Source organism: Ornithinimicrobium sp. (genome assembly GCF_051004135.1).
Taxonomy (GTDB): domain Bacteria; phylum Actinomycetota; class Actinomycetes; order Actinomycetales; family Dermatophilaceae; genus Ornithinicoccus.
The window spans coordinates 1-19,041 of sequence record NZ_JBPCKQ010000168.1 but is presented as its reverse complement, the minus strand read 5'-3'; the positions used below and the strand labels follow the sequence as shown (position 1 = coordinate 19,041).

Here is a 19,041-nt window from a genome sequence, read left to right as displayed (position 1 = left end):
TTCTTCGCGGATCGCTCCTCCGCTGCCATGGCTCTCACCCCTGCCCACCGACGCCTGTGCTTGCGGTGACCAGTTTACCGAGCAGAGACGTTCGCTTCTCAGTCGACCGATCAGACGGGCGAGGTATGCAGAGCGCGGGCCGGTACGTCGGACCGCAGGGCCAGCGCCACCGCAGCCAGGGCAGGCAGCACCTGCAGGGCGTGCAGACCGACGAAGTGCGCGACCCGTCCGTCGCCGAACTCGGTCGACCAGCCCAGCAGGGGCAGGCCGGGACCGCCTTCGACGCCGCCGAAGGCGTGCGTGCCCACCGTGGTCCCACCGGCTTCGATCTGGCCCGGACCGGGGGCCGTCATCCGGTAGCCACTCACCGCGCCCAGGAGCATCATCGGCACCCCCAAGGTCATGCCGAGGCCGAGCGGTCCGCGCAGCCGGCCCCGCTCGACGTGATGGAAGATGTAGAGCAGCGCCGGGGCGAACGCGATGAACGACATCGCGAACTTCAACGGCTTGTTCCAGATCGGCACCCCTCGCACCAGGGTGTCGTCGCCCAGGCCCAGCACCAGCGACAGGCCCAGCACCGCGACGTTGACCAGCAGCAGCAGCGTGATGGCGGGACTGACTGCCCACGCCTGCCGGGCCAGCCGCGTCATGACCTCACCACCGCGGTGCTCAGCTCGGCCGTCTGTCGCGACAGGTGCCACTGCCGCCACGCCAGGAACAACGGGAAGGTGAAGGCAACCGCGATCAGGAAGGACAGCGGCACGAGCACCCAGGCAAACCGCATACCGAGCCGTCGGGACTCGAGCACGATGAACAGACACGCGGCCAACGCCACCACGATCAGGTCGACGGCCGCCGACGACGAGGCCGAGTTGGCGATCCAGCCGGCCAGGTAGCCCTGGTCCCGGGATTGCAGGTTGAACCACCAGGTGCCCGCGCCCCCGACCAGGGCCAGCACGGCATACACGGCAATCATCGGGACTCCTCCATCGGGTGAACACCGTTAACTTGAATGGTAGGTTAACATCGTTCACTATGCAGGAGACCCGGCCGCCGCTGACCACCGACCGCATTGTCGAGGTATGTCGTGAGCTGCTGGTCGAGGGCGGTCCCGAGGCCGTCGTGGTGCGTGAGGTGGCACGGCGGATGTCGGTCACCGCCCCCGCGTTGTACAAGCACGTCGCGGGCCGCGACGACCTGCTGACCCTGCTCATCGCGGCGTGCGTCAACGAAGTGGCCGACGCGTGCGCGGCCGCCCGCGACGGCTGCGCCCCGCAGGACCACCCTGACCAGCTGCGCGCGGCGACCCTTGCCTTCCGGGAGTGGGCGCTGGCGCACAAGGCCGAGTTCGGGCTTATCTACGGCACACCGATCGCGGGCTACGCGGCGCCGCCGGGCGGCCCGACCACCGCGGGGAGCCGGCGCATCGGAGAGATCTTCGGTGGGATCTACGCCGGTCTGCTCGCCACGGACCGCCTGGTCCTCGTGGACCCCGCTGACCTGCCGGCCGCACTGGCCGCCGACCTCGAGACGGAGGCACGCGCCCACGACGTGCCCCTCCCCGCAGCGGCGCTCTACCAGTTCGCGGCCGGCTGGCACCGGATGCTCGGCCTGATCAGTGTCGAGGTGGCCGGACACCTCGACTGGGCGATGACGGACACCGGTCCGTTCGTGCTGCGGCAGCTGGATGACCTCGCGACAGAGGTCATCAAGACCGCCTCCGGCGCTCCGGAGAGGTGACGGAATACCATCGAGGCGACGCAACCGTCTACGGTGCCTGCTGCGTCATGGGGGTAGACGACTGCGGAAGGAACACATCACCGTGCGACATACGGCGAAGACTGCGCTGGGAGTCGGCAGCATGCTCCGGCTTGCGGCTTGCGGCTTGCGGCTTGCGGTCTGCGGACCCGGCCCGGGCACCCCGGCCACCGGTGACGGCTCGACCGACGCCTCGGTCACTTCGAGCGAGCCGGACCGCTCAGTCCGGACTACCGAACCCCTGCCCACGACCCAGGCGGCGCCAACGGGGCCCGACGCCGCTAGAGCTGGCCTTCCTGGCCTACCTGCGGGTTCCGGTGGAGCGCAGCGGCTTCGACTACAGCACCTGGACGGCCGGGCCGGACACAGCGGGGCTGGCCTGGGGTGAGCCCGACCGGGTGGCGCAGGACCTCTCGGCAGCCAGGTCGGATGCCGACCATGTCATCGTCCTGCTGCACAGCGGCTGGAAGAAGACCGAAACGCTCAGCCCGGAGCAGCAGGATCTCGGCCAGGCCGCGCTGGACGCCGGGGCCCGCCGTTCGACTGGCACGACCGGCACACCTGGGGGCCTGCCGTCACCGGCGCCGACCGGGCCTACCTGGCCTTCACCCCCGACATCTCCATGCCCGGAGCCGACGACCTGCTCGCAGAGTTCACCGAGGTCGCGGTCGAGCACGGTCTGCAGCGGGTAGTGCTGCTCTCCGGTCGCGGCGAGGAGGCCGCCCGCCGGGCCGAGCGGCGCGTGACCGACGTCGTCCCGGAGTGGACGGTCCTGCGCTCGGCGTTCTTCATGCAGGACTTCAGTGAGCACTTCTGGCTCTCGACGCCGTGCGGCACCGGTCGATCGCGCTGCCGGCCGGACAGACGCCGGAGCCGTTCGTGCACCTCGACGACCTAGCGGCCGTCGCCGTGCAGGCCCTGACGACCGACCAGTGGCTCGGCCGGACGCTGGAGCTCACCGGCCCCAGGCTGCTGACGGTCGAGGACGTCGTGGCCGAGCTGACCGCCGCGGTCGGTGACGCGGTGCGCTACCTGGACTGCACGGCGGAGCAGTTCGTCGCCGGAGCGACGGCCGAGGGGGTGCCGGAGCCGGAAGCCCGGATGCTGGCACACGTCTTTGGCCAGGTCCTGGACGGACGCAACGCCCACCTCAGCGGCGATCTCGCAGCCGTGACCCCCCTGGGAGCGGGGGCGATCGGCGGTGGGCCCGGCATCTTCTCCGTGATGGTGCTGTCGGCGCTGCGGCGGCTGCCGGCCGACCAGGCGGTCGGGACGATGCAGCGGATCAACGAGGCGGCGCTGAGCCCGCCGTTCCTGGGTGTGTTCCTCGGAACAGCGGTATGCAGCACCGCCGTGGTCGTGCACAGCGTCGTCACCTGGGGTGCCCAGGGTTCAGGCCCGCACTTGGCGGGAGCAGGACTCTACCTGTCGGCCGTCCTGCTGACTGGCGTGCCCCTCGCTGGACCATGGCCAACCACGTCCGCTCAGTCGCCGCCCTCGGCGCCGCCGTGCTGCTGGCCTGGTAGGGACCACGCCGGGTCGCACCCGATGAAGCCGATCAGCCTGCTCTGCACGTCGGCGTCGTCGACCGACGGCCCCCGGGCCAGCTCGACCCCTGCCCCGGCCTGCAGGAACCCCGGGAACCAGCCGGTCAGATGACCCACCACGTCGCGTGCGGTCCACCCTGCTACGAGGGTCGGCGCATCCCAGTGCTGCACGCCCTGGGTGACCTGGCTGAAGCGCCCGGCGACCTCCCGGTGCCAGTCCGCCGGCGGCTCAGAGCGCGCCATCGGCCAACATCCTCTCCAGCTTGGCGTGACCCTGCTCGACCCCGGTCTCCATGCCGCTGGCCAGCCACGCGTCGCGGCCCGCCATGCTGTCCACCAGCGACTGGCCGTGCAGCCGGGTGCGGCCCTCGCCGAGGTCCTCGAACCACAGCGTCTCCAGTGCCACGTCGTCGGGCTGCCCGTCGAAGGTGAACGTCTGCACGATCCGATCGGGCCGGACCTCGTGGAAGCAGCCGCGGAAGCCGTAGTCCTCACCGTCCCGCGAGTGGCGGAAGCGCCAGCTCCCGCCGCTGCGTGCGTCCCAGTGATCGATGGTGCAGACCAGGTCGTCCGGTCCGATCCACTGCGCGTAGAGCTCGGGGTCGGTGTGCGCCCGGAACAGCTGCTCGGGCGTCGCGGCGAACTCGCGGGTGATCCGGATGATCGGTAGGTCCGGGTCGGCCTCGACCGTCGTGGTTCCGGTGCCGGTGGCGGTGCTGGTGGCGTTCATGATGCGTTTCCTCTCTGCCGGTGATGGCTGTCGTCCTGGTGGTGACGTTCGGGGGCGTTCTCGTCCATGGAGGCCAAGACGGCATCGAGACGGGAGTAGCGCTCCTCCGCCTCGCGGCGGTAGCGCTCGATCCACTTGGTCATCAGGTCGAACACCTCGGCCTCCAGGTGCACCGGCCTGCGTTGCGCGTCGCGGCTGCGACTGACCAGGCCGGAGGTCTCCAGGACCTTCAGATGCTTGGAGACGGCCTGCAGACTGACGTCGTATGCCGTTGCGAGCTGGCCGACGGTGGCATCACCGGCCGCCAGGCGCGCCACCATGTCGCGGCGCGTGGGGTCGGCCAGTGCGGCGAAGACCCGGGACAGCTCGTCGGCCATATCTGCTCCTCAACCAAACGGTTGACAACACAGTAGCGCTGTGGCGCTCAGTAATCAACCATGTGGTTCCATAAGCCTTCGACCCTCCGTGCACGACCGAGGTCGGTGTCCGTGCGGGCAGACATGACACTGCCCGCCCGGGTCGACTCAGCGTCGACCGGGCGGGCAGGATCAGCAGTGGGTCAGGCGACCATGCCGTGCGGGTCGATGACGTACTTCTTGGCCACGCCGGAGTCGAAGTCGGCGTAGGCCTGCGGCGCCTCGTCCAGCGTCACCGTGGTGGCGTTGACGGCCTTGGCGATGTCCACGCGGTCGTGCAGGATCGCCATCATCAGCCCGCGATGGTACTTCATCACCGGGCACTGACCGGTCATGAACGAGTGCGACTTCGCCCAGCCGAGCCCGAGCCGCAGCGACAGCGAGCCCTCCTTGGCCGCGTCGTCGGCCGCTCCCGGGTCGCCTGTGACATAGAGCCCCGGGATGCCGAGGCCACCGCCGGCGCGGGTGATGGTCATCAGCGAGTTGAGCACCGTCGCAGGAGCCTCCTGCGACGAGTGCTCACCGTGGCCGCGCGCCTCGAAGCCGACCGCGTCAACCCCGCAGTCGACCTCGGGCACCCCGAGGAGCTGCTCGAGCTGGTCGCCGACGTCGCCCTTGGACACGTCGACGGTCTCGCAGCCGAAGCTGCGGGCCTGGGCCAGCCGATCCTCGTTGAGGTCACCGACCACGACAACGGCCGCACCGAGCAGCTGGGCCGAGGCCGCCGCCGCCAGGCCCACGGGGCCGGCACCGGCGACATACACCGTGGAGCCGACGCCGACCCCGGAGGTGACGGCACCGTGGAAGCCCGTGGGGAAGATGTCGGAGAGCATGGTCAGGTCCAGGATCTTCTCCATCGCCTGGGCCTTGTCGGGGAAGCGCAGCAAGTTCCAGTCGGCGTAGGGCACCAGGACGTACTCGGCCTGACCGCCGACCCAGCCGCCCATGTCGACATACCCGTAGGCGCTGCCGGGCCGGTCAGGGTTGACGTTGAGGCAGATGCCGGTCAGCCCCTCCTTGCAGTTGCGGCACCGGCCGCAGGCGATGTTGAAGGGCACCGAGCACAGGTCGCCCTCCTTGATGAACTCCACACCCGGGCCGGCCTCGACGACCTCGCCGGTGATCTCGTGGCCGAGAACCAGACCTTCAGGGGCAGTGGTTCGGCCGCGGACCATGTGCTGGTCGGACCCGCAGATGTTGGTGGTGACCACCTTGAGGATCGCGGCGTGCGGCAGCGAGCGACCGACGTTGTCCGGGTTGACACCCGGCCCGTCCTGCAGCTGGAAGCTCGGGTAGTCGATGTCCTGCACCTCGGTCTTGCCGGTTCCCATGTAGGCAACGGCCCTGTTGGACGGCATGTGCGACTCACAATCCGGCTGCCCACACCGGCCCGGGGGGAGACAACGACGCTGCAGCCTGTTCGGGCTTCCGACGCTACTCCTGGACCTCCGAGCGGCGTCGCCGGGGGTATGCAGCATCGCGCCAAGGGTGACGTGTGCGCCTCAGCGCCGCCTGGCGCGCAGGACCACCTCGGCCGCTGCGGTTCCCGTGGCTCGCAGCGAGCGGTGCTGCTGCACCCAGGCAACGCGACGCTCAGCGGCCTCCTCGTCGGGCTCGGCCCGCAGCGCGCGGATCATCGCGGCGGCCGCCGCGTCGACGTCGTGCGGCACCGCCTCCCCCAGCCCGTGCTCGGTGAGGTCGGCCACCGCAGGACCGGGACCGGCATAGACCACGGGCGTGCCGCAACCAAGGGCCGCGAGCACCTTGGTCGGGTAGGCGAAGTCGTAGCCGATCCCCGGCCGGACGCTGACCAACCCCGCCGCGGCGCCGCGCAGCCAGGCCGCCGCTGCCACCGGCGGCGCCAGCGGCCGCAGCTCGATCGCCCCCTCCGGGAGCTGGCCCGCGATCCGCTGCAGGACGGGCCAGGAGCTGCCCTGCCCCAGGAAGACCAGCCGGGCGTCCGGCAGCTGCTCCAGCACCGTGGCCATCGCCTCGGCGAAGACCTCGGCACCCTGCCACTCCGAGGCCGTGCCCGCATACAGCAGGAACGGGGTCTGCGGTATGCCGCGGGCCTCGGGTGAGGTCCGGGTGTGGTCGGGGTGGCTGTCGTGCGGCTCGAAGATCGTCGTGTCGATGCCGTTGGGGACGACGTGCACTCGGGCGGCGCCCAGCGCCCGCACCCGGTCGGCGACACCGTCGGTCACGGCGATGACGTCGGCGGCGCCCTGCAGCGCCCACCCCTCCACCGCCCGCAGGGCAGCAACGACGGGAGCCGGGGCACCCGTGGACTCCGCGGCGTCGGACCACACGTCGGCGGCGTAGTAGACGTAGGGCATTAGCTCCCCGGTGAGCGCGGAGCGGAGTGTGGTCACCAGGCGCACGACCGCCCCGGTGGTGGGCGGCGGCTCCACGACCACGACGTCCGGGACGCGCGTGGCCAGCAGCCGCAGCACCAGCGGCAGGTCGAAGCTGAGGTAGGGCAGGTAGCCGCGCACATAGCCGTCCCGGTCCCGCAGCACCGGCCATCGGTGCATGGTGGGTCCCCCCGGGCCGAACACGACGGTGTCGGTCCGACTGCGCGAGGTGAGCACGGTGACCTGCGCCGCCCGCTCGCCCAGCGCGTCGACCAGGGCCTGCAGCCGGTATGCGGCAGCCGCCCGGTCGGGGGTGAAGATTCGGGTGGCCAAGACCACCCGTGCCTTGGCACCGGAGCGAGGTGTCATGATCGCTTCCCCTCCCGGGTCACACCGCGACGGTGCGGTCGGTCGCGGCGGACTCCAGCACTGCCTCGACGACGGTCAGGGTGTGCACGCCCTCCTCCATGGAGACGACCAGCGAGGCCGCCTCGGGCTTGCCGCGCAGCACGTCGCGGAAGTTCTCCTGCTCCACCCGCAGCGGCTCGCGCTTGGCGATGGCGTAGCGGATCGCATCGCCCTCGGAGACCCCGCGGAAGACCGCGACCCGGTCCCACTGCGAGGTCACGTCGCCGTTGGCCACGAAGGTCAGGTCGCCGGTCAGCGTGTCCGCGACGAAGGAGCCCTTCTCCCCCGTCGCGACCGTCTCACGCACCTTGCGCGGGGAGAGCCAGTTGACGATGTGGCTGACCACGATGCCGTTGGCCAGCCGACCCGAGGCCACCACCATGTCCTCGTGCTCTCGGCCGGAGCGGTGCGTCACCTGGCCGGACACCACGGCATACGGGCTCTGCGCGATCCACGCGGCCAGGTCGATGTCGTGGGTGGCCAGGTCCTTGACCACGCCCACGTCGGCGATCCGGGCGGGGAACGGACCCTGCCGCGAGGTGGCGATCTGATAGACCTCGCCGAGCTCGCCGGCCTCGATCCGGCGGCGCATCTCCAGCAGCGCCGGGTTGCACCGCTCGACGTAGCCGACGCAGCCGACCAGTCCCGCCTGGGCGAAGGCCGCGGCGACCCGGCGCCCGGACTCCGCGGTCGCGGCGATGGGCTTCTCCACCATGGTGTGCACCCCGGCGTCGGCGAGGGCCAAGGCCACGTCCTCGTGCAGGTAGGTCGGGACGGCGACCATGGCAGCGTCGATGCCGGTGTCGATGAGACTCTGCACGTCGGGCAGCACCGCCAGCTCGGCGGCGACCCCGTGCTTGTCGCCGAACGGGTCGGCGACGGCGACCAGCTGCATACCCTCCACCTCGCGGATCACCCGCGCGTGGTGCCGGCCCATCGAGCCCAGCCCGATCAGCCCCATCCGCACGGGTCGGTCCGTCGGCACCACCGCCACCGGCCCGTCGACCGTCACCGACTTCATGACCCAGCTCCCATGACGGTGTTGACCGCCTCGACCACCCGCGCCAGATCCTCCCGGGTCAGCGACGGGTGCACCGGCAGCGAGATGACCTCGGCCGCGGCCCGGGCCGTCTCGGGCAGCTCGTGGGCCGGCGCGAAGCGGGCCAGGGAGACCAGCTCGTGGTTGGGGATCGGGTAGTAGACCCCGCAGCCGACCTGGTGCTCCTCGCGCAGCGCCTGCATCACCCGGTCGCGCTCGGCGGCGCTCGCCCCGGCGACCCGGATCGTGTACTGGTGGTAGACGTGCGTGGCGCCTTCGCGCACCGGCGGGGTCACCACACCCTCCAGGTGCTCGTCCAGGTATGCCGCATTGGCCTGCCGCGTCGCGGTCCAGGCCAGGATCCTGCCCAGCTGCACCCGGCCGATGGCCGCATGGATGTCGGTCATCCGGTTGTTGAGCCCCACGATCTCGTTGGCGTACTGCCGCTCCATGCCCTGGTTGCGCAGCAGCCGCATCCCCCGGGCGATCTCGGCGTCGGCGCAGGAGACCATGCCCCCCTCGCCGGAGGTCATGTTCTTGGTCGGGTAGAGGCTGAACATCCCGAACGTGCCGAAGGACCCGACCGGCCGGCCCGCCCAGCTGGCGCCGTGTGCCTGCGCGGCGTCCTCGAAGACCTGCAGCCCCGCCCGGTCGGCCACCTCCTGGAGCCCGTCGATGTCGGCGGGATGGCCGTAGAGGTGCACCGGCATGATCGCCGCCGTGCGCTCGGTGACCGCCTCGCCCACCGAAGCCGGGTCGAGGGTGAAGGTGTCGGCGCTGATGTCGGCGAAGACCGGGGTCGCGCCGGTCAGCGCTACGGAGTTGGCGGTGGCCGCGAAAGTGAACGAGGGCACGATCACCTCATCCCCTGCCCCGATGCCCGCGGCGATCAGGCCCAGGTGCAGCCCCGACGTGCCGGAGTTGACCGCCACGCACTCCCGGCCGCCGACCAGGAGTTGCGCGAACTCGGTCTCGAACGCCGCGACCTCCGGTCCCTGCGCGATCATCCCCGAGGCCATCACCTGCAGCACGGCCTCCTGCTCCGCACTGCCGATCAGCGGCTTGGCCGCCGGGATCATCGCCCGCTCACTCATTGGGGGCCACCTCCCGGATCGTGTCGCCGTGCGAGAGGTATGTCGTGCCGCTCACCGGGCAGGTCCACCGCCCGTCGCCGTCCTGCTGCAGCGGGGCCCCCGCCTGGCCCACCCAGCCCCGCTGCCGCGCCGGCACCCCGACCATCAGCGCGTGGTCGGGCACGTCGCGGGTCACCACGGCCCCCGCCGCGACCGTGGCCCAGGCGCCGATCTGCAGCGGAGCCACGCAGACGGCGCGCGCGCCGATCGAGGCACCGTAGCCGATGCTCACCCCGACCGGCTCCCAGTCCTGCACGCTCTTCAGCGACCCGTCGGGGTTGATCGCGCGGGGGTGCATGTCGTTGGTCAGCACCGCAGCGGGACCGATGAACACCCCGTCGGCCAGCCGCGCCGGCTCGTAGACCAAGGCGTAGTTCTGCACCTTGCAGGCGTCGCCGAGCCGCACGTCGGGTCCGATGTAGGCCCCCCGCCCGATCACGCAGTCCGCGCCGAGCACCGCACCCTCGCGCACCTGCGCGAGGTGCCAGATCGAGCTGCCCTCCCCGATCACGGCGTCGGCGGCCACGTCGGCACTGTCCGCGATGCGCGTCGCCACTGCTCTCCTTCGGTGTCGGGATGCTCTCGTGCGCCAGAATGCTCGCATGACTGTATCGCCCCGGGCCGACGAGGGCTGGGTGGTGATCCCGCTGTTCGAGGAGGCGGCGGTGATCGGCGGAGTGCTGGAGCAGCTGCTGGAGCGCTTCGCCCACGTCGTCTGCGTGGACGATGCCTCCGCCGATGCCAGCGCACAGATCGCCGAGCAGTCCGGGGCGGTCGTGCTGCGGCACCCGTTCAACCTGGGCCAGGGCGCCTCGCTGCAGACCGGGATCCGCTACGTGCTCGAGGCCACCGATGCGGCATACCTGATCACCTTCGACGCCGACGGTCAGCACCAGGTCGTCGACGCCGTCGAGATGCTGCAGCGGGCTCGGCGGGACGACCTGGCCATCGTGTTCGGCTCGCGGTTCCTGGACGAGCGCACCCGCCCCGGCGTGCTCAAGAAGGTGGTGCTCAAGACCGCCGTGTGGATCACCAACCAGCAGACCGGGATGCGGCTGTCCGATGCCCACAACGGGCTGCGGGTGATCCGACGGGACGCGGCGCAACGGCTGGACCTGCGGCAGAACCGGATGGCGCACGCCACCGAGATCGTGCTGCAGCTCGGCCGCACCCGGTTGCCGTGGGCAGAGCACCCCGTCCACGTGCTCTACACCGACTACTCTCGGGCCAAGGGCCAGTCGTTGATCAACGCGGTCAACATCCTGGTCGACTCGATCCTGAAGTGAGGCCCGCAGGGAGGCAGGTGCGCCGATGCTGGACCAGCCGCTGATCAAGGTCATCCTGCTCGCCGCCATCGTCGTGCTCACCGCCATGCTGACCCGCTCGACCGCGGGCGCCCGGCACCAGGCGGTCCGGCGCCTGTTCCTGATCGGCTTCGTCGTGCTGGCCGCCGTGGCGGTGCTGTTCCCGCCCTTCCTGACCCAGGTCGCTCAGGCGGTCGGCGTCGGCCGCGGCGCCGACCTACTGCTCTACGGCCTGACCGTGACATTCCTGGGCTATGTCGCGGCCAGCTATCGGCGGCTGCGCCAGATGGAGCAGCAGGTCACCACGCTCGCCCGGGAGCTGGCAGTGCGGGAGGCCGTGCACCGGGACCAGCACGGTAGGTAGTCACCGCCCCATCCCTCGTTCACATTGCGCGGGATAGCGTCCATTGCGCCGTGTCCGGACACGGCGCAATGAACACAGTGCCGCGCAATACGTTCAGAGGTCAGAACTCGAAGGTCAGAGCTCGGCGACGGCGCGTTGCACCACGTCATACGTCGGCCGGTCGGCGGCCACCACGATGCCGCGGCTCGATCCCTGCGGGACGTAGGGCGTGCCGTCGAAGGTCCCGACGAACCCGCCGGCCTCCGTCACCATCAGCGCCCCGGGGGCGTGGTCCCACGGCTTGGTCCGGGTGTAGATCGTGGCGTCGGCGTCGCCCTGCAGCAGATGGGGATAGTCCACTCCGCAGCACACCCAGGTGAGCTCCAAGGGGCGTAGCGGGCCTGGTTCGGCGCCGACGAACGGCCGGTGCGAGGTGCGCACGTCCAGTTCGCCGGGGTCGCGGGGCGGGGCCGCCCGCTGCAGCAGCACCCCGTCGCGCCGCACCCCCTGCCCCAGCTCGGCGACATACCCCGCCTGGTGCTGCGGCTGCCAGATCCAGCCGCGCACGGTGCGTCCGTCGCGGACCTCGGCGACCATCACGGCGTGGTCGCGGGAGCCGTGCACGAAGTTCTTGGTGCCGTCGACGGGGTCGACGGTGAAGGCGTGCTCGGCTGCGTCGTAGCGCTCCAGCAGTGCCGGGTCGGCGGCCTGTGCCTCCTCGCCGAGGATCACCGCGTCGGGGTATGCCGTGGACAGGGCCTCGGTGATCAGGGTCTCGGCCTCGTGGTCGGCCACGGTGACCAGGTCGCCGGGGTTCTTCTCCATCACCTGCTCGTCGGACAGGTCACGGAAGCGTGGGTTGATCACGCGTTGGGCGACGTCACGGAGCAGGTCGAGCACAGCGGCGGTGTCCACGGTGCCCAGCCTGCACCCTGCCGCAGCAGGGGGCGAACGCGGGCTCAACCCCAGACGGACGTGGCGCCGCTGTCGCCCGCCAGGATGACGGCCAGCACCGTCGCCGCGGCCAGCACCACCGAGAGCACCATGATGCCGATCCGCAGCCACGCGGCCCCCAACACGCCTGTCCGCTTGCTCCACCGAGTCCGGGGACTGGACACCAGCCAGAGCAGCACCGCCGCCAGGCCGAGCAGTGGACCGAGCCACTGAACCCGTGCCCCCCACAGAAAGTGCTCGTCGAGGATGGGAGTCTGGGTGACTCCCTCCGCGAGCTCGCGTCCGAACTGCACGGTGAACCAGGCGATCAGTCCACTGGCAACGCCGATCACGGGCAGACCCCAGTCGAGCCAGGCACGGAACCGCGGGAGCACGACCCACAGCACCACGGCGAGCGCCGCGACCGGGATGAGCACGACGGCCGCGTGGACCAGCAGCGGGTGCAGCGGAACATCCGGCAGCATGGGTCCTCCTGGACGAAAGAGTAGAGAGTGCGCAGGTCATACGTCCATCCCCCGCCGATGGATTGCGCAGACAACCTCCCTCCTCGGCGCCTGGGCGAACAGCTCCATTGCTAGCACGCTCTCGGCGCTGGTGCAGCGGGTGCTGGAGCGGGAGCTGCGCGTCGACGACGTGGGGCGAGCGAGCCGCGTGCTCACCGGTGTCCGTGGTGATGGGGTACCACCCGTGCTCAGACTCGCCGACGGCACGACGTGGCACCTCAGCCACCCCTGTCCGGACGCGGGGCGACAGCGCCCTGGCGAAGATGTCTCGGTGCTCCTGCTCTGGATGACCCCCGAGGTCGAGACCGCAGAGGCCACGCTGACCCGGCTCGGGCTGCGCCCCCGGCTGCGCTCGGAGCGCGGCGGCTGGACGGACTTCGAGGGTGCCGACGTCGACGCCCTCGGCGCACGGTCCGCTCGCCGTGGGGGTCCTGCTGCTGGAGGTGGGGGCGGCGATGACCGTCTACATCTCGGCGGTGGTGCTGCCACGGGCGATGGTCGACCTGGACGCGGCCGGCGCCTACCCGGTGCTGCTCTCGGCCGCCTCGGTCGGTGCCTTCCTTGCCTTTGTCGTGGCCCAGCCGCTGTGGCGCCCAGTTCCTCGGGTGGACCAGCGGCCCGCTGCTGGTGCTCCTCCGGTGCCATCGACCTCATCTTCGCCGCCACGGCGGACGAGCCGCTGGGCCTGCGCGTGAGCACCGTGCTGTTCGCCCTCGTGCTGACCCTGGCCCTGATTGTCCTGGCCGGCTCGGGTCGGCGTCGCGAAAACCGGTGGCACGACACCGGGTGAACAAGGCAATGTGGAAGCGCGAGACGGCATACCGTCGCTGAGCGCGGCTCCACGGAGCCGGCGAGGAGAGGAGATCGAGATGGTCACGACTGCCTTCGGGATGTCCCGGACCCTTCCTCTCTCACCCAGGAGCACCTGCCGTGTCCACACAACCTTCGAGGGATGACCTCGACCCCTCCTTCGTCTTCGACTACCAGCCGCTCGACCTGCCCTCCGCGGAGTCGGAGGGCGCGACCGCCCAGCACACCACCACCTACTGGGACGTCCGACGCGGCTGCCGCGGCCCCCAGCCACTGCCCGACTGGGTGGTGACCGACGCCGGCGCGATCGACACCGAGCTCGGCGTCCTCAAGACCGGCAAGGAGGCCGACGTCCACCTGGTGCGGCGCGCCGCCACCGACGGCACAGGCCAGGAGTCCTTGATGGCGGCCAAGCGCTATCGCGGCGAGGAGCACCGCAGCTTCCACCGGGCCTCGGCCTACACCGAGGGCCGACGCACCAAGAAGTCCCGCGACAGCCGGGCGCTGGAGGGCCGCTCCAGCTACGGCCGGCAGGTCGCCGCCGGTCAGTGGGCGTATGCCGAGTGGGACGCCCTCAACCGGTACTGGGCGGCTGGGTTGCCGGTCCCCTACCCGGTGCAGCTCGACGGCACCGAGATCCTGATGGAGTTCATCGGCGACGCCGACGGTGTCGCGGCCCCGCGGCTCGCGCAGACCCGACCCGACCCAGTACTGCTGGCCGGCTACTACGAGCAGCTGGTGCGCGCGATCCACCTGCTCGCCTCGCACGGGGCCGCGCACGGCGACCTGTCCGCATACAACGTGCTGGTCGATGGCGCCGACGTGGTCATCATCGACATGCCGCAGGTCGTCGACATCGTCGGCAACCCTCAGGGCAGGGAGTTCCTGCGCCGCGACTGCGTCAACATCTGCGCCTGGTTCACAGCACGCGGTCTGGACGTCGACGGAGGCGCGCTGCTCACGCAGGTGCACGGGAGTCTGTGACGTGGGCCGAGATCGCCGGGCACCTCCGCCGATCAGAGGCTGATGACGCGCACGAGGTGCTCCAGCGCGCGGAAGTCATCGCCGTTGCGAGTGTAGAGATCCAGACCGTGGGCGTGAGCGGTGGCGGCGATCAGCAGATCAGCCAGTCGGCCGCGCGGCCGGCGTCCAGCCGCGACCACCCCGGCGGCCATGAGGCCGTAGCTGCGTCCTGCCGTGCCGTCGAAGGGCAACGGCTCGAACCGCGCCTCCACCTCCTGCAACCGGGCCTGGCGCTTCGCGGCCTCATCGGGGGTCGAGGCCAGGTGAGGCCCGGCCGCCAGCTCGGCAACGGTGATCGCCGAGATGACAAGCTCCTGCGGAAGCTCGGCCACGACGGCGGGGTCGTGCCAGTCGACGACGACCGAGGTGTCCAACAGCCCGGACGTCACGGCCACAGGGCCTGATCGATCACGTGCTCGGTGTCGGCTCGGAACCGCTCATGGTCGATGCGCACTCCTCCCCTGGCCAGCGCCTCGATCTCAGCGCGCGGGACGAAGGTAGGCCGTCCCGGACGCAGCGGCCTCAGCTCGGCGACAGGCTCACCGTTGCGGGTCACCACGAACGTCTCCCCCGCCCTGACTGCCTCGATCACCTTCGCGTTGTCGTTGCGAAGCTCACGCTGCGGGATGGTTCTGGTCATAATCCCAGCGTAGCAATTCATACTACGCAGTGCTACACACGTATCCGGAGGTGCTCGCACGGCTCCTGCCAGTGGACATCGTTCTGTGGGTCACCATCGACTGAGGGATCACGGCTCCAGCCGGACCGCCCCCGGGCCCTGAGCCGACAAGGTGTCGTGCGGGTTGTAGAGCGCGCAGGAGCGCAGGCTCAGACAGCCGCAGCCGATGCAGCCGTCAAGATCGTCGCGCAACCGCTCCAGGCGAGAGATCTGGTGATCCAGTCGGCTGCGCCAGCCCCGCGACAGCCGGTGCCAGTCGGCCTTGGTGGGCGTGCGCCCCAGCGGGAGGGTGTCCATCGCGGCACCGATCTCCTCCAGCGACAGCCCGACCGCCTGGGCCGCGCGGATGAAGGCCACCCGACGCAGGACGGATCGCGGGTAGCGGCGCTGGTTGCCGCTGGAACGCTGGGCGCGCAGGAGCCCACGAGACTCGTAGTAGCGAACGGCCGAGGTGGCGACCCCGGCGCGGGCCGCGACATCGCCGATGCTCAGGTGGGCGTCCGGCATACCGGCCCGCATGTCTTGTCTTAAAGTCAACTTCAAGTTGTTGGATGCAGAGCATGACGACAACGACCCCGCACCGGCCCGACGACATCGCCCGACTGATGAGCCTGATGACCGGCGACGAAAAGCACACCCCGGCGGCCACCTCCACCCTCGACGTGCTCCGGGTGCTCTACGAGCAGGTGTTGCGGGTCACGCCCGAGACGATCCAGGCGCCGGACCGTGACCGGTTCTACCTGTCCAAAGGGCATGGCCCGATGGCCTACTAGGCCGTCCTTGCTGCCCGGGGTTCTTCCCGCACGCCTGGTTGGCGGACTGGGCCCAGGGGGGGCTCACCGCTGGGCCACCAACCGGACCGGACCCTGGTGCCCGGCGTGGAGATCGGCACCGGCTCCCTCGGTCACGGCCTGCCGCTGGCGGTGGGCAGCGCGCTGGGCCTGCGGGCTCAGGGCATCGGCGCCCGGGTGGTCGTGGTGGTCGGGGACGCCGAGCTGGACGAGGGCAGCAACCAGGAGGCCATCGAGGCCGCCGCCGCGTTCTCGCTGGACGCGCTCACGGTCGCCGTGATCGACAACGGCGCCCTCGAATCCGCCCTGAGCCTGCGGCCGGGGCGGCCCAACGTGGTGCTGGCCCAGGTCGAGGAGAAGTGATGACGGCGTCGGTGAGTCCACGTCAGGCCTTTGCCACGACGGCGGTTGACCTGCTCGATCATCGCGCAGACGTGGCGGTGGCGTATGCCGAGATCTCCGGTCAGTATCTCGAGCAGGCCCGACGACGACACCCCGACCGGGTGCTCAACGTCGGCATCCGGGAGCAGCTGCTCGTCAGCGTCGGTGCGGGGCTCGCCCTGAGCGGCCTGCGCCCCATCGTGCACACCTTCGCGACGTTCCTCGTGGAGCGGGCCTTCGAGCAGATCAAGCTCGACTTCGCCTCCATGCCCCCTCGACGGTGGTCGAGGTCCAGACGGTGCTGCGGCAGGCGGTGGCCGACACCGGCCTGCACTACGTCCGCGTCGTGGAGCAGACCAACACCAAGTCCCACCCCGGTCCCGGGCTGCACGTCATACGCCGCGGAGCGGAGACGACGGTGATTGCCCTGGGACCGGTGCTGGACGACGTGCCCGCGGCAACCGCAGGATCCGATGCGACGGTGCTCTATGCGCATACGGTGCGGCCCTTCGACTCGGCAACCCTGCAGGCGGTCGTGCCCCGTGGCGGTGAGGTCGTCCTGGTCGAGCCGTGGCTGGAGGGTACGTCGGCGCACGCCGTGAGCGCTGCCTTGGCCGATCGACAGCACCGTCTGCTCAGCCTGGGGGTCCGGCGCTCACCCGAGCTCCGCCGCTACGGTTCGGCTCGCGACCATATCCGGGCGCACGGGCTGGATCCCGCCGGTCTGCGGGAGGCCATCGACCGGTTCGCCGGCCACCGTTGAGCGCAGCGCGCGGTTACGCCGCGATCAGCCCCGCAGCCGGTCGGCCAGCGAGGTGGCCACCTGGTCGGGGGTCAACCCGACCTGCTCCAGGATCTGAGCGCGCGAGGCGTGGTCCAGGAACTGCTGGGGTATGCCGTAGCACCAGACCGGCACGCCCGGTCCGGCCCCGCCCTTACGGCTCAAAGCCTGGGTCACCCTGCTGCCGATGCCCCCTTCGAGGATGTTGTCCTCAATGACCGCGACGGCCTGGGCACGCCCGGCCGCGTGCAGCAGCGAGTCACTGACCGGCAGCACCCACCGGGGGTCCACGACGCGGACCTGGTGCCCCCCGGCGCTCAGCTTGTCGGCGACCTGCAGTGCGAGTCCGGCCATCGAGCCGACTCCCACCAGCAGCACCTCGGGGTCGCCGTCGCACTCGCGCAGCACGTCGAGATCGCCGTCGGTTCCGACCGCCTCGAGCGGCTCGGCGACGCTGCCCTTGGGGAAGCGCAGGACGCTCGGCCCGTCGTCGATGTCGACGGCCTCGCGCAGGGCGCGCCGCACCTGCGCACCGTCCCGGGGCGCGGCCAGCCGCACGCCGGGGACGATGCCGACGACACTCATATCCCACATGCCGTTGTGGCTGGCGCCGTCGCTGCCGGTGACGCCGGCCCGGTCCAGCACGAACGTGACGCCCTGCCGGTGCAGGGCACAGTCCATCAGCATCTGGTCGAAGGCCCTGTTGAGGAACGTCGCGTAGACCGCGACGACCGGGTGCATCCCGGCGAAGGACAGCCCGGAGGCCATGGTGACGGCGTGCTGCTCGGCGATGCCGACGTCGAAGACCCGGGCCGGGTAGCGATCGGCGAAGGGCAGCAGGCCGACCGGGATCAGCATCGAGGCGGTGATCGCCACGATGTCCTTGCGCTGCGCACCCAGGGCCACCAGCTCGTCACTGAACTCGTCGGTCCATTCCCGCGACGCAACCTCCAGCGGCAGCCCGGTCTCGGGGTTGATCGCCTTGACAGCGTGGAACCGGTCGATCTCGTCGGCCGTGGCCGGGTCGTAGCCGTGCCCCTTCTCGGTGAGCACGTGCACCAGGACCACACCGCGGAAGTCGCGGGCCCGCCGTAGAGCGGTCTCCAGGGTGTCCAGGTCGTGCCCGTCGATCGGTCCGAGGTACTTCAGCCCCAGGTCCTCGAACATTCCCTGCGGACTGACGATGTCCTTGATGCCCTTCTTGAGCCCGTGCGCCGTGGCATACATCCGCTTGCCGACGATGGGGGTGCGGTTGAGGCTGCGCTTGCCCCAGTCGAGCACACTCTCGTAGCCGCGGGTGGCCCGCAGCGAGGCCAGGTAGTCGGCCATCCCCCCGGTGGTCGCGGCATACGAGCGCTCGTTGTCGTTGATCACCACGACCAGCGGCAGGTCGGGGTTGGCGGCGATGTTGTTGAGCGCCTCCCAGGCCATCCCGCCAGTCAGCGCGCCGTCACCGATGACCGCGACCGTATGCCGGTGGGCCTCCCCTCGCAGCTGGCGGCCGGCGGCGATGCCGATCGCCCAGGACAACGACGTGGACGCATGCGAGTTCTCCACCACGTCGTGCTCGGACTCGGCCCGGCTGGGGTAGCCGGACAGGCCGCCCTCCTGCCGGAGCAGGTCGAAGCCGGCGGCCCGGCCGGTGAGGATCTTGTGGACGTAGGCCTGGTGGCCGGTGTCGAACACGATCCGGTCCGTCGGGGAGTCGAAGGTGCGGTGCAGCGCCAGGGTCAGCTCGACGACCCCGAGGTTGGGGCCGAGGTGGCCTCCGGTGCGGGAGACTTTGCGGACCAAGAAGTCACGAATCTCGGTGGCCAGCTCGTCGAGCTCGGGGCCGCTGAGGTCGCGCAGGTCACGTGGGCCGGTGATCCGGTCCAGCACTCCCATCAGATGTTCTCCTCGCGTCGGCGTACCGGCGCCAGTCTAGACAGCGGGAGGGTCGGCTCAGCCGGCGCGCTGGGTCGGGAAGGAACCCGGGACCGGGTCCACTCCGAGTGCTTCGTCGATGACGTCCTGGTCGAGCTCACCCGAGGCCATCGCAGCCACCACCATGAGCTCCGTGACGAGGCGGATCTCCTCCACCGTCT

At 70.7% G+C, this 19,041-nt stretch carries 26 protein-coding genes and 1 pseudogene; 10 read left to right on the top strand and 17 right to left on the bottom strand.

The window, feature by feature from the left end; genetic code table 11:
- Positions 1-110 precede the first annotated feature (110 nt).
- Both ACR2FV_RS11485 and ACR2FV_RS11480 read right to left on the bottom strand, forming a co-directional pair.
- A complete protein-coding gene (locus ACR2FV_RS11485; protein WP_434015832.1) occupies positions 111-650 on the bottom strand; it encodes a hypothetical protein in 540 nt (179 codons plus the stop codon).
- Positions 647-976, bottom strand: a complete 330-nt coding sequence (locus tag ACR2FV_RS11480) for a DUF2834 domain-containing protein (protein ID WP_434015831.1) — start codon at positions 974-976, stop codon at positions 647-649. Before ACR2FV_RS11480 ends, ACR2FV_RS11485 begins: the two co-directional genes overlap by 4 nt.
- 59 nt (positions 977-1,035) lie before the next feature.
- Here ACR2FV_RS11480 and ACR2FV_RS11475 point away from each other — a divergent pair, with 59 nt between their 5' ends.
- The 3 genes from ACR2FV_RS11475 to ACR2FV_RS11465 are packed head-to-tail and all read left to right on the top strand — an operon-like array spanning position 1,036 to position 2,656.
- Positions 1,036-1,740 carry a TetR/AcrR family transcriptional regulator gene (locus tag ACR2FV_RS11475; protein WP_434015830.1) on the top strand — a complete coding sequence of 235 codons (705 nt, stop codon included), beginning with the start codon at positions 1,036-1,038 and terminating at the stop codon, positions 1,738-1,740.
- A 47-nt stretch (positions 1,741-1,787) separates the two neighbouring features.
- A complete protein-coding gene (locus ACR2FV_RS11470) occupies positions 1,788-2,450 on the top strand; it encodes a CapA family protein (RefSeq protein ID WP_434015829.1) in 663 nt (220 codons plus the stop codon).
- The gene (locus ACR2FV_RS11465) at positions 2,381-2,656 is read left to right on the top strand and encodes a hypothetical protein (protein ID WP_434015828.1); all 276 of its coding nucleotides are present in this window, start codon (positions 2,381-2,383) and stop codon (positions 2,654-2,656) included. The genes ACR2FV_RS11470 and ACR2FV_RS11465 overlap by 70 nt, the downstream gene beginning before the upstream one ends.
- Here the strand turns inward: ACR2FV_RS11465 and ACR2FV_RS11460 are convergent.
- The 9 genes from ACR2FV_RS11460 to ACR2FV_RS11420 form a co-directional block, all read right to left on the bottom strand.
- Complete coding sequence (locus tag ACR2FV_RS11460; protein WP_434015827.1) at positions 2,653-2,907, bottom strand: hypothetical protein; 255 nt, start codon at positions 2,905-2,907, stop codon at positions 2,653-2,655. The two genes, ACR2FV_RS11465 and ACR2FV_RS11460, sit on opposite strands and share 4 nt — an antisense overlap.
- A 335-nt stretch (positions 2,908-3,242) precedes the next feature.
- Positions 3,243-3,548 carry a maleylpyruvate isomerase N-terminal domain-containing protein gene (locus ACR2FV_RS11455; RefSeq protein WP_434015826.1) on the bottom strand — a complete coding sequence of 102 codons (306 nt, stop codon included), beginning with the start codon at positions 3,546-3,548 and terminating at the stop codon, positions 3,243-3,245.
- Positions 3,535-4,035: an SRPBCC family protein gene (locus ACR2FV_RS11450; protein WP_434015825.1), complete on the bottom strand. Its 501-nt coding sequence runs from the start codon at positions 4,033-4,035 to the stop codon at positions 3,535-3,537. Before ACR2FV_RS11450 ends, ACR2FV_RS11455 begins: the two co-directional genes overlap by 14 nt.
- Positions 4,032-4,412, bottom strand: a complete 381-nt coding sequence (locus tag ACR2FV_RS11445) for an ArsR/SmtB family transcription factor (protein ID WP_434015824.1) — start codon at positions 4,410-4,412, stop codon at positions 4,032-4,034. The genes ACR2FV_RS11450 and ACR2FV_RS11445 overlap by 4 nt, the downstream gene beginning before the upstream one ends.
- 182 nt (positions 4,413-4,594) lie before the next feature.
- Positions 4,595-5,809, bottom strand: a complete 1,215-nt coding sequence (gene fdhA / locus ACR2FV_RS11440) for a formaldehyde dehydrogenase, glutathione-independent (RefSeq protein ID WP_434015823.1) — start codon at positions 5,807-5,809, stop codon at positions 4,595-4,597.
- Positions 5,810-5,953: 144 nt separating this feature from the next.
- On the bottom strand, positions 5,954-7,174 hold the full coding sequence (locus tag ACR2FV_RS11435) for a glycosyltransferase (RefSeq protein ID WP_434015822.1): 1,221 nt from the start codon (positions 7,172-7,174) through the stop codon (positions 5,954-5,956).
- Between the two features lie 19 nt (positions 7,175-7,193).
- Entirely contained in the window at positions 7,194-8,234 is a 1,041-nt protein-coding gene (locus tag ACR2FV_RS11430; RefSeq protein ID WP_434015821.1) for a Gfo/Idh/MocA family protein, read from the bottom strand.
- A complete protein-coding gene (locus tag ACR2FV_RS11425) occupies positions 8,231-9,346 on the bottom strand; it encodes a DegT/DnrJ/EryC1/StrS family aminotransferase (RefSeq protein ID WP_434015820.1) in 1,116 nt (371 codons plus the stop codon). The genes ACR2FV_RS11430 and ACR2FV_RS11425 overlap by 4 nt, the downstream gene beginning before the upstream one ends.
- Positions 9,339-9,941 (bottom strand): acyltransferase, encoded by a 603-nt coding sequence (locus tag ACR2FV_RS11420; protein WP_434015819.1) that lies wholly within the window; start codon positions 9,939-9,941, stop codon positions 9,339-9,341. Before ACR2FV_RS11420 ends, ACR2FV_RS11425 begins: the two co-directional genes overlap by 8 nt.
- Positions 9,942-9,987: 46 nt before the next feature.
- Here ACR2FV_RS11420 and ACR2FV_RS11415 point away from each other — a divergent pair, with 46 nt between their 5' ends.
- Positions 9,988-10,671: a glycosyltransferase family 2 protein gene (locus ACR2FV_RS11415; RefSeq protein ID WP_434015818.1), complete on the top strand. Its 684-nt coding sequence runs from the start codon at positions 9,988-9,990 to the stop codon at positions 10,669-10,671.
- 25 nt (positions 10,672-10,696) lie between these two features.
- Positions 10,697-11,053, top strand: a complete 357-nt coding sequence (locus ACR2FV_RS11410) for a DUF2304 domain-containing protein (protein WP_434015817.1) — start codon at positions 10,697-10,699, stop codon at positions 11,051-11,053.
- A 114-nt stretch (positions 11,054-11,167) separates the two neighbouring features.
- Here the strand turns inward: ACR2FV_RS11410 and ACR2FV_RS11405 are convergent, their stop codons facing one another.
- Positions 11,168-11,947 (bottom strand): inositol monophosphatase family protein, encoded by a 780-nt coding sequence (locus ACR2FV_RS11405; protein ID WP_434015816.1) that lies wholly within the window; start codon positions 11,945-11,947, stop codon positions 11,168-11,170.
- 44 nt (positions 11,948-11,991) lie between these two features.
- The gene (locus tag ACR2FV_RS11400) at positions 11,992-12,450 is read right to left on the bottom strand and encodes a DUF2231 domain-containing protein (protein ID WP_434015815.1); all 459 of its coding nucleotides are present in this window, start codon (positions 12,448-12,450) and stop codon (positions 11,992-11,994) included.
- A gap of 422 nt (positions 12,451-12,872) precedes the next feature.
- On the opposite strand from ACR2FV_RS11400, the gene ACR2FV_RS11395 reads away from it, so the two are divergent.
- The gene (locus tag ACR2FV_RS11395; protein ID WP_434015814.1) at positions 12,873-13,184 is read left to right on the top strand and encodes a hypothetical protein; all 312 of its coding nucleotides are present in this window, start codon (positions 12,873-12,875) and stop codon (positions 13,182-13,184) included.
- 235 nt (positions 13,185-13,419) lie between these two features.
- Complete coding sequence (locus tag ACR2FV_RS11390; RefSeq protein WP_434015813.1) at positions 13,420-14,283, top strand: serine protein kinase RIO; 864 nt, start codon at positions 13,420-13,422, stop codon at positions 14,281-14,283.
- Positions 14,284-14,315: 32 nt separating this feature from the next.
- Here the strand turns inward: ACR2FV_RS11390 and ACR2FV_RS11385 are convergent, their stop codons facing one another.
- From ACR2FV_RS11385 to soxR, 3 genes are all read right to left on the bottom strand, one after another.
- Positions 14,316-14,717 (bottom strand): type II toxin-antitoxin system VapC family toxin, encoded by a 402-nt coding sequence (locus ACR2FV_RS11385; protein ID WP_434015812.1) that lies wholly within the window; start codon positions 14,715-14,717, stop codon positions 14,316-14,318.
- A complete protein-coding gene (locus ACR2FV_RS11380; protein WP_434015811.1) occupies positions 14,708-14,962 on the bottom strand; it encodes a type II toxin-antitoxin system Phd/YefM family antitoxin in 255 nt (84 codons plus the stop codon). Before ACR2FV_RS11380 ends, ACR2FV_RS11385 begins: the two co-directional genes overlap by 10 nt.
- Before the next feature lie 108 nt (positions 14,963-15,070).
- A complete protein-coding gene (soxR, locus tag ACR2FV_RS11375) occupies positions 15,071-15,508 on the bottom strand; it encodes a redox-sensitive transcriptional activator SoxR (protein ID WP_434015845.1) in 438 nt (145 codons plus the stop codon).
- 44 nt (positions 15,509-15,552) lie between these two features.
- Here soxR and ACR2FV_RS11370 point away from each other — a divergent pair.
- From ACR2FV_RS11370 to ACR2FV_RS11360, 3 genes and pseudogenes are all read left to right on the top strand, one after another.
- Positions 15,553-16,155, top strand: a pseudogene (locus tag ACR2FV_RS11370) (thiamine pyrophosphate-dependent enzyme).
- Complete coding sequence (locus ACR2FV_RS11365) at positions 16,155-16,595, top strand: hypothetical protein (protein WP_434015810.1); 441 nt, start codon at positions 16,155-16,157, stop codon at positions 16,593-16,595. The pseudogene ACR2FV_RS11370 and the gene ACR2FV_RS11365 overlap by 1 nt, the downstream one beginning before the upstream one ends.
- Positions 16,487-16,936, top strand: coding sequence for a transketolase C-terminal domain-containing protein (locus ACR2FV_RS11360; RefSeq protein WP_434015809.1), 450 nt, complete (start codon positions 16,487-16,489; stop codon positions 16,934-16,936). The genes ACR2FV_RS11365 and ACR2FV_RS11360 overlap by 109 nt, the downstream gene beginning before the upstream one ends.
- A 24-nt stretch (positions 16,937-16,960) precedes the next feature.
- On the opposite strand, the gene dxs is transcribed toward ACR2FV_RS11360, so the two are convergent.
- Positions 16,961-18,841: a 1-deoxy-D-xylulose-5-phosphate synthase gene (gene dxs, locus ACR2FV_RS11355; protein ID WP_434015808.1), complete on the bottom strand. Its 1,881-nt coding sequence runs from the start codon at positions 18,839-18,841 to the stop codon at positions 16,961-16,963.
- Positions 18,842-19,041 lie beyond the last annotated feature (200 nt).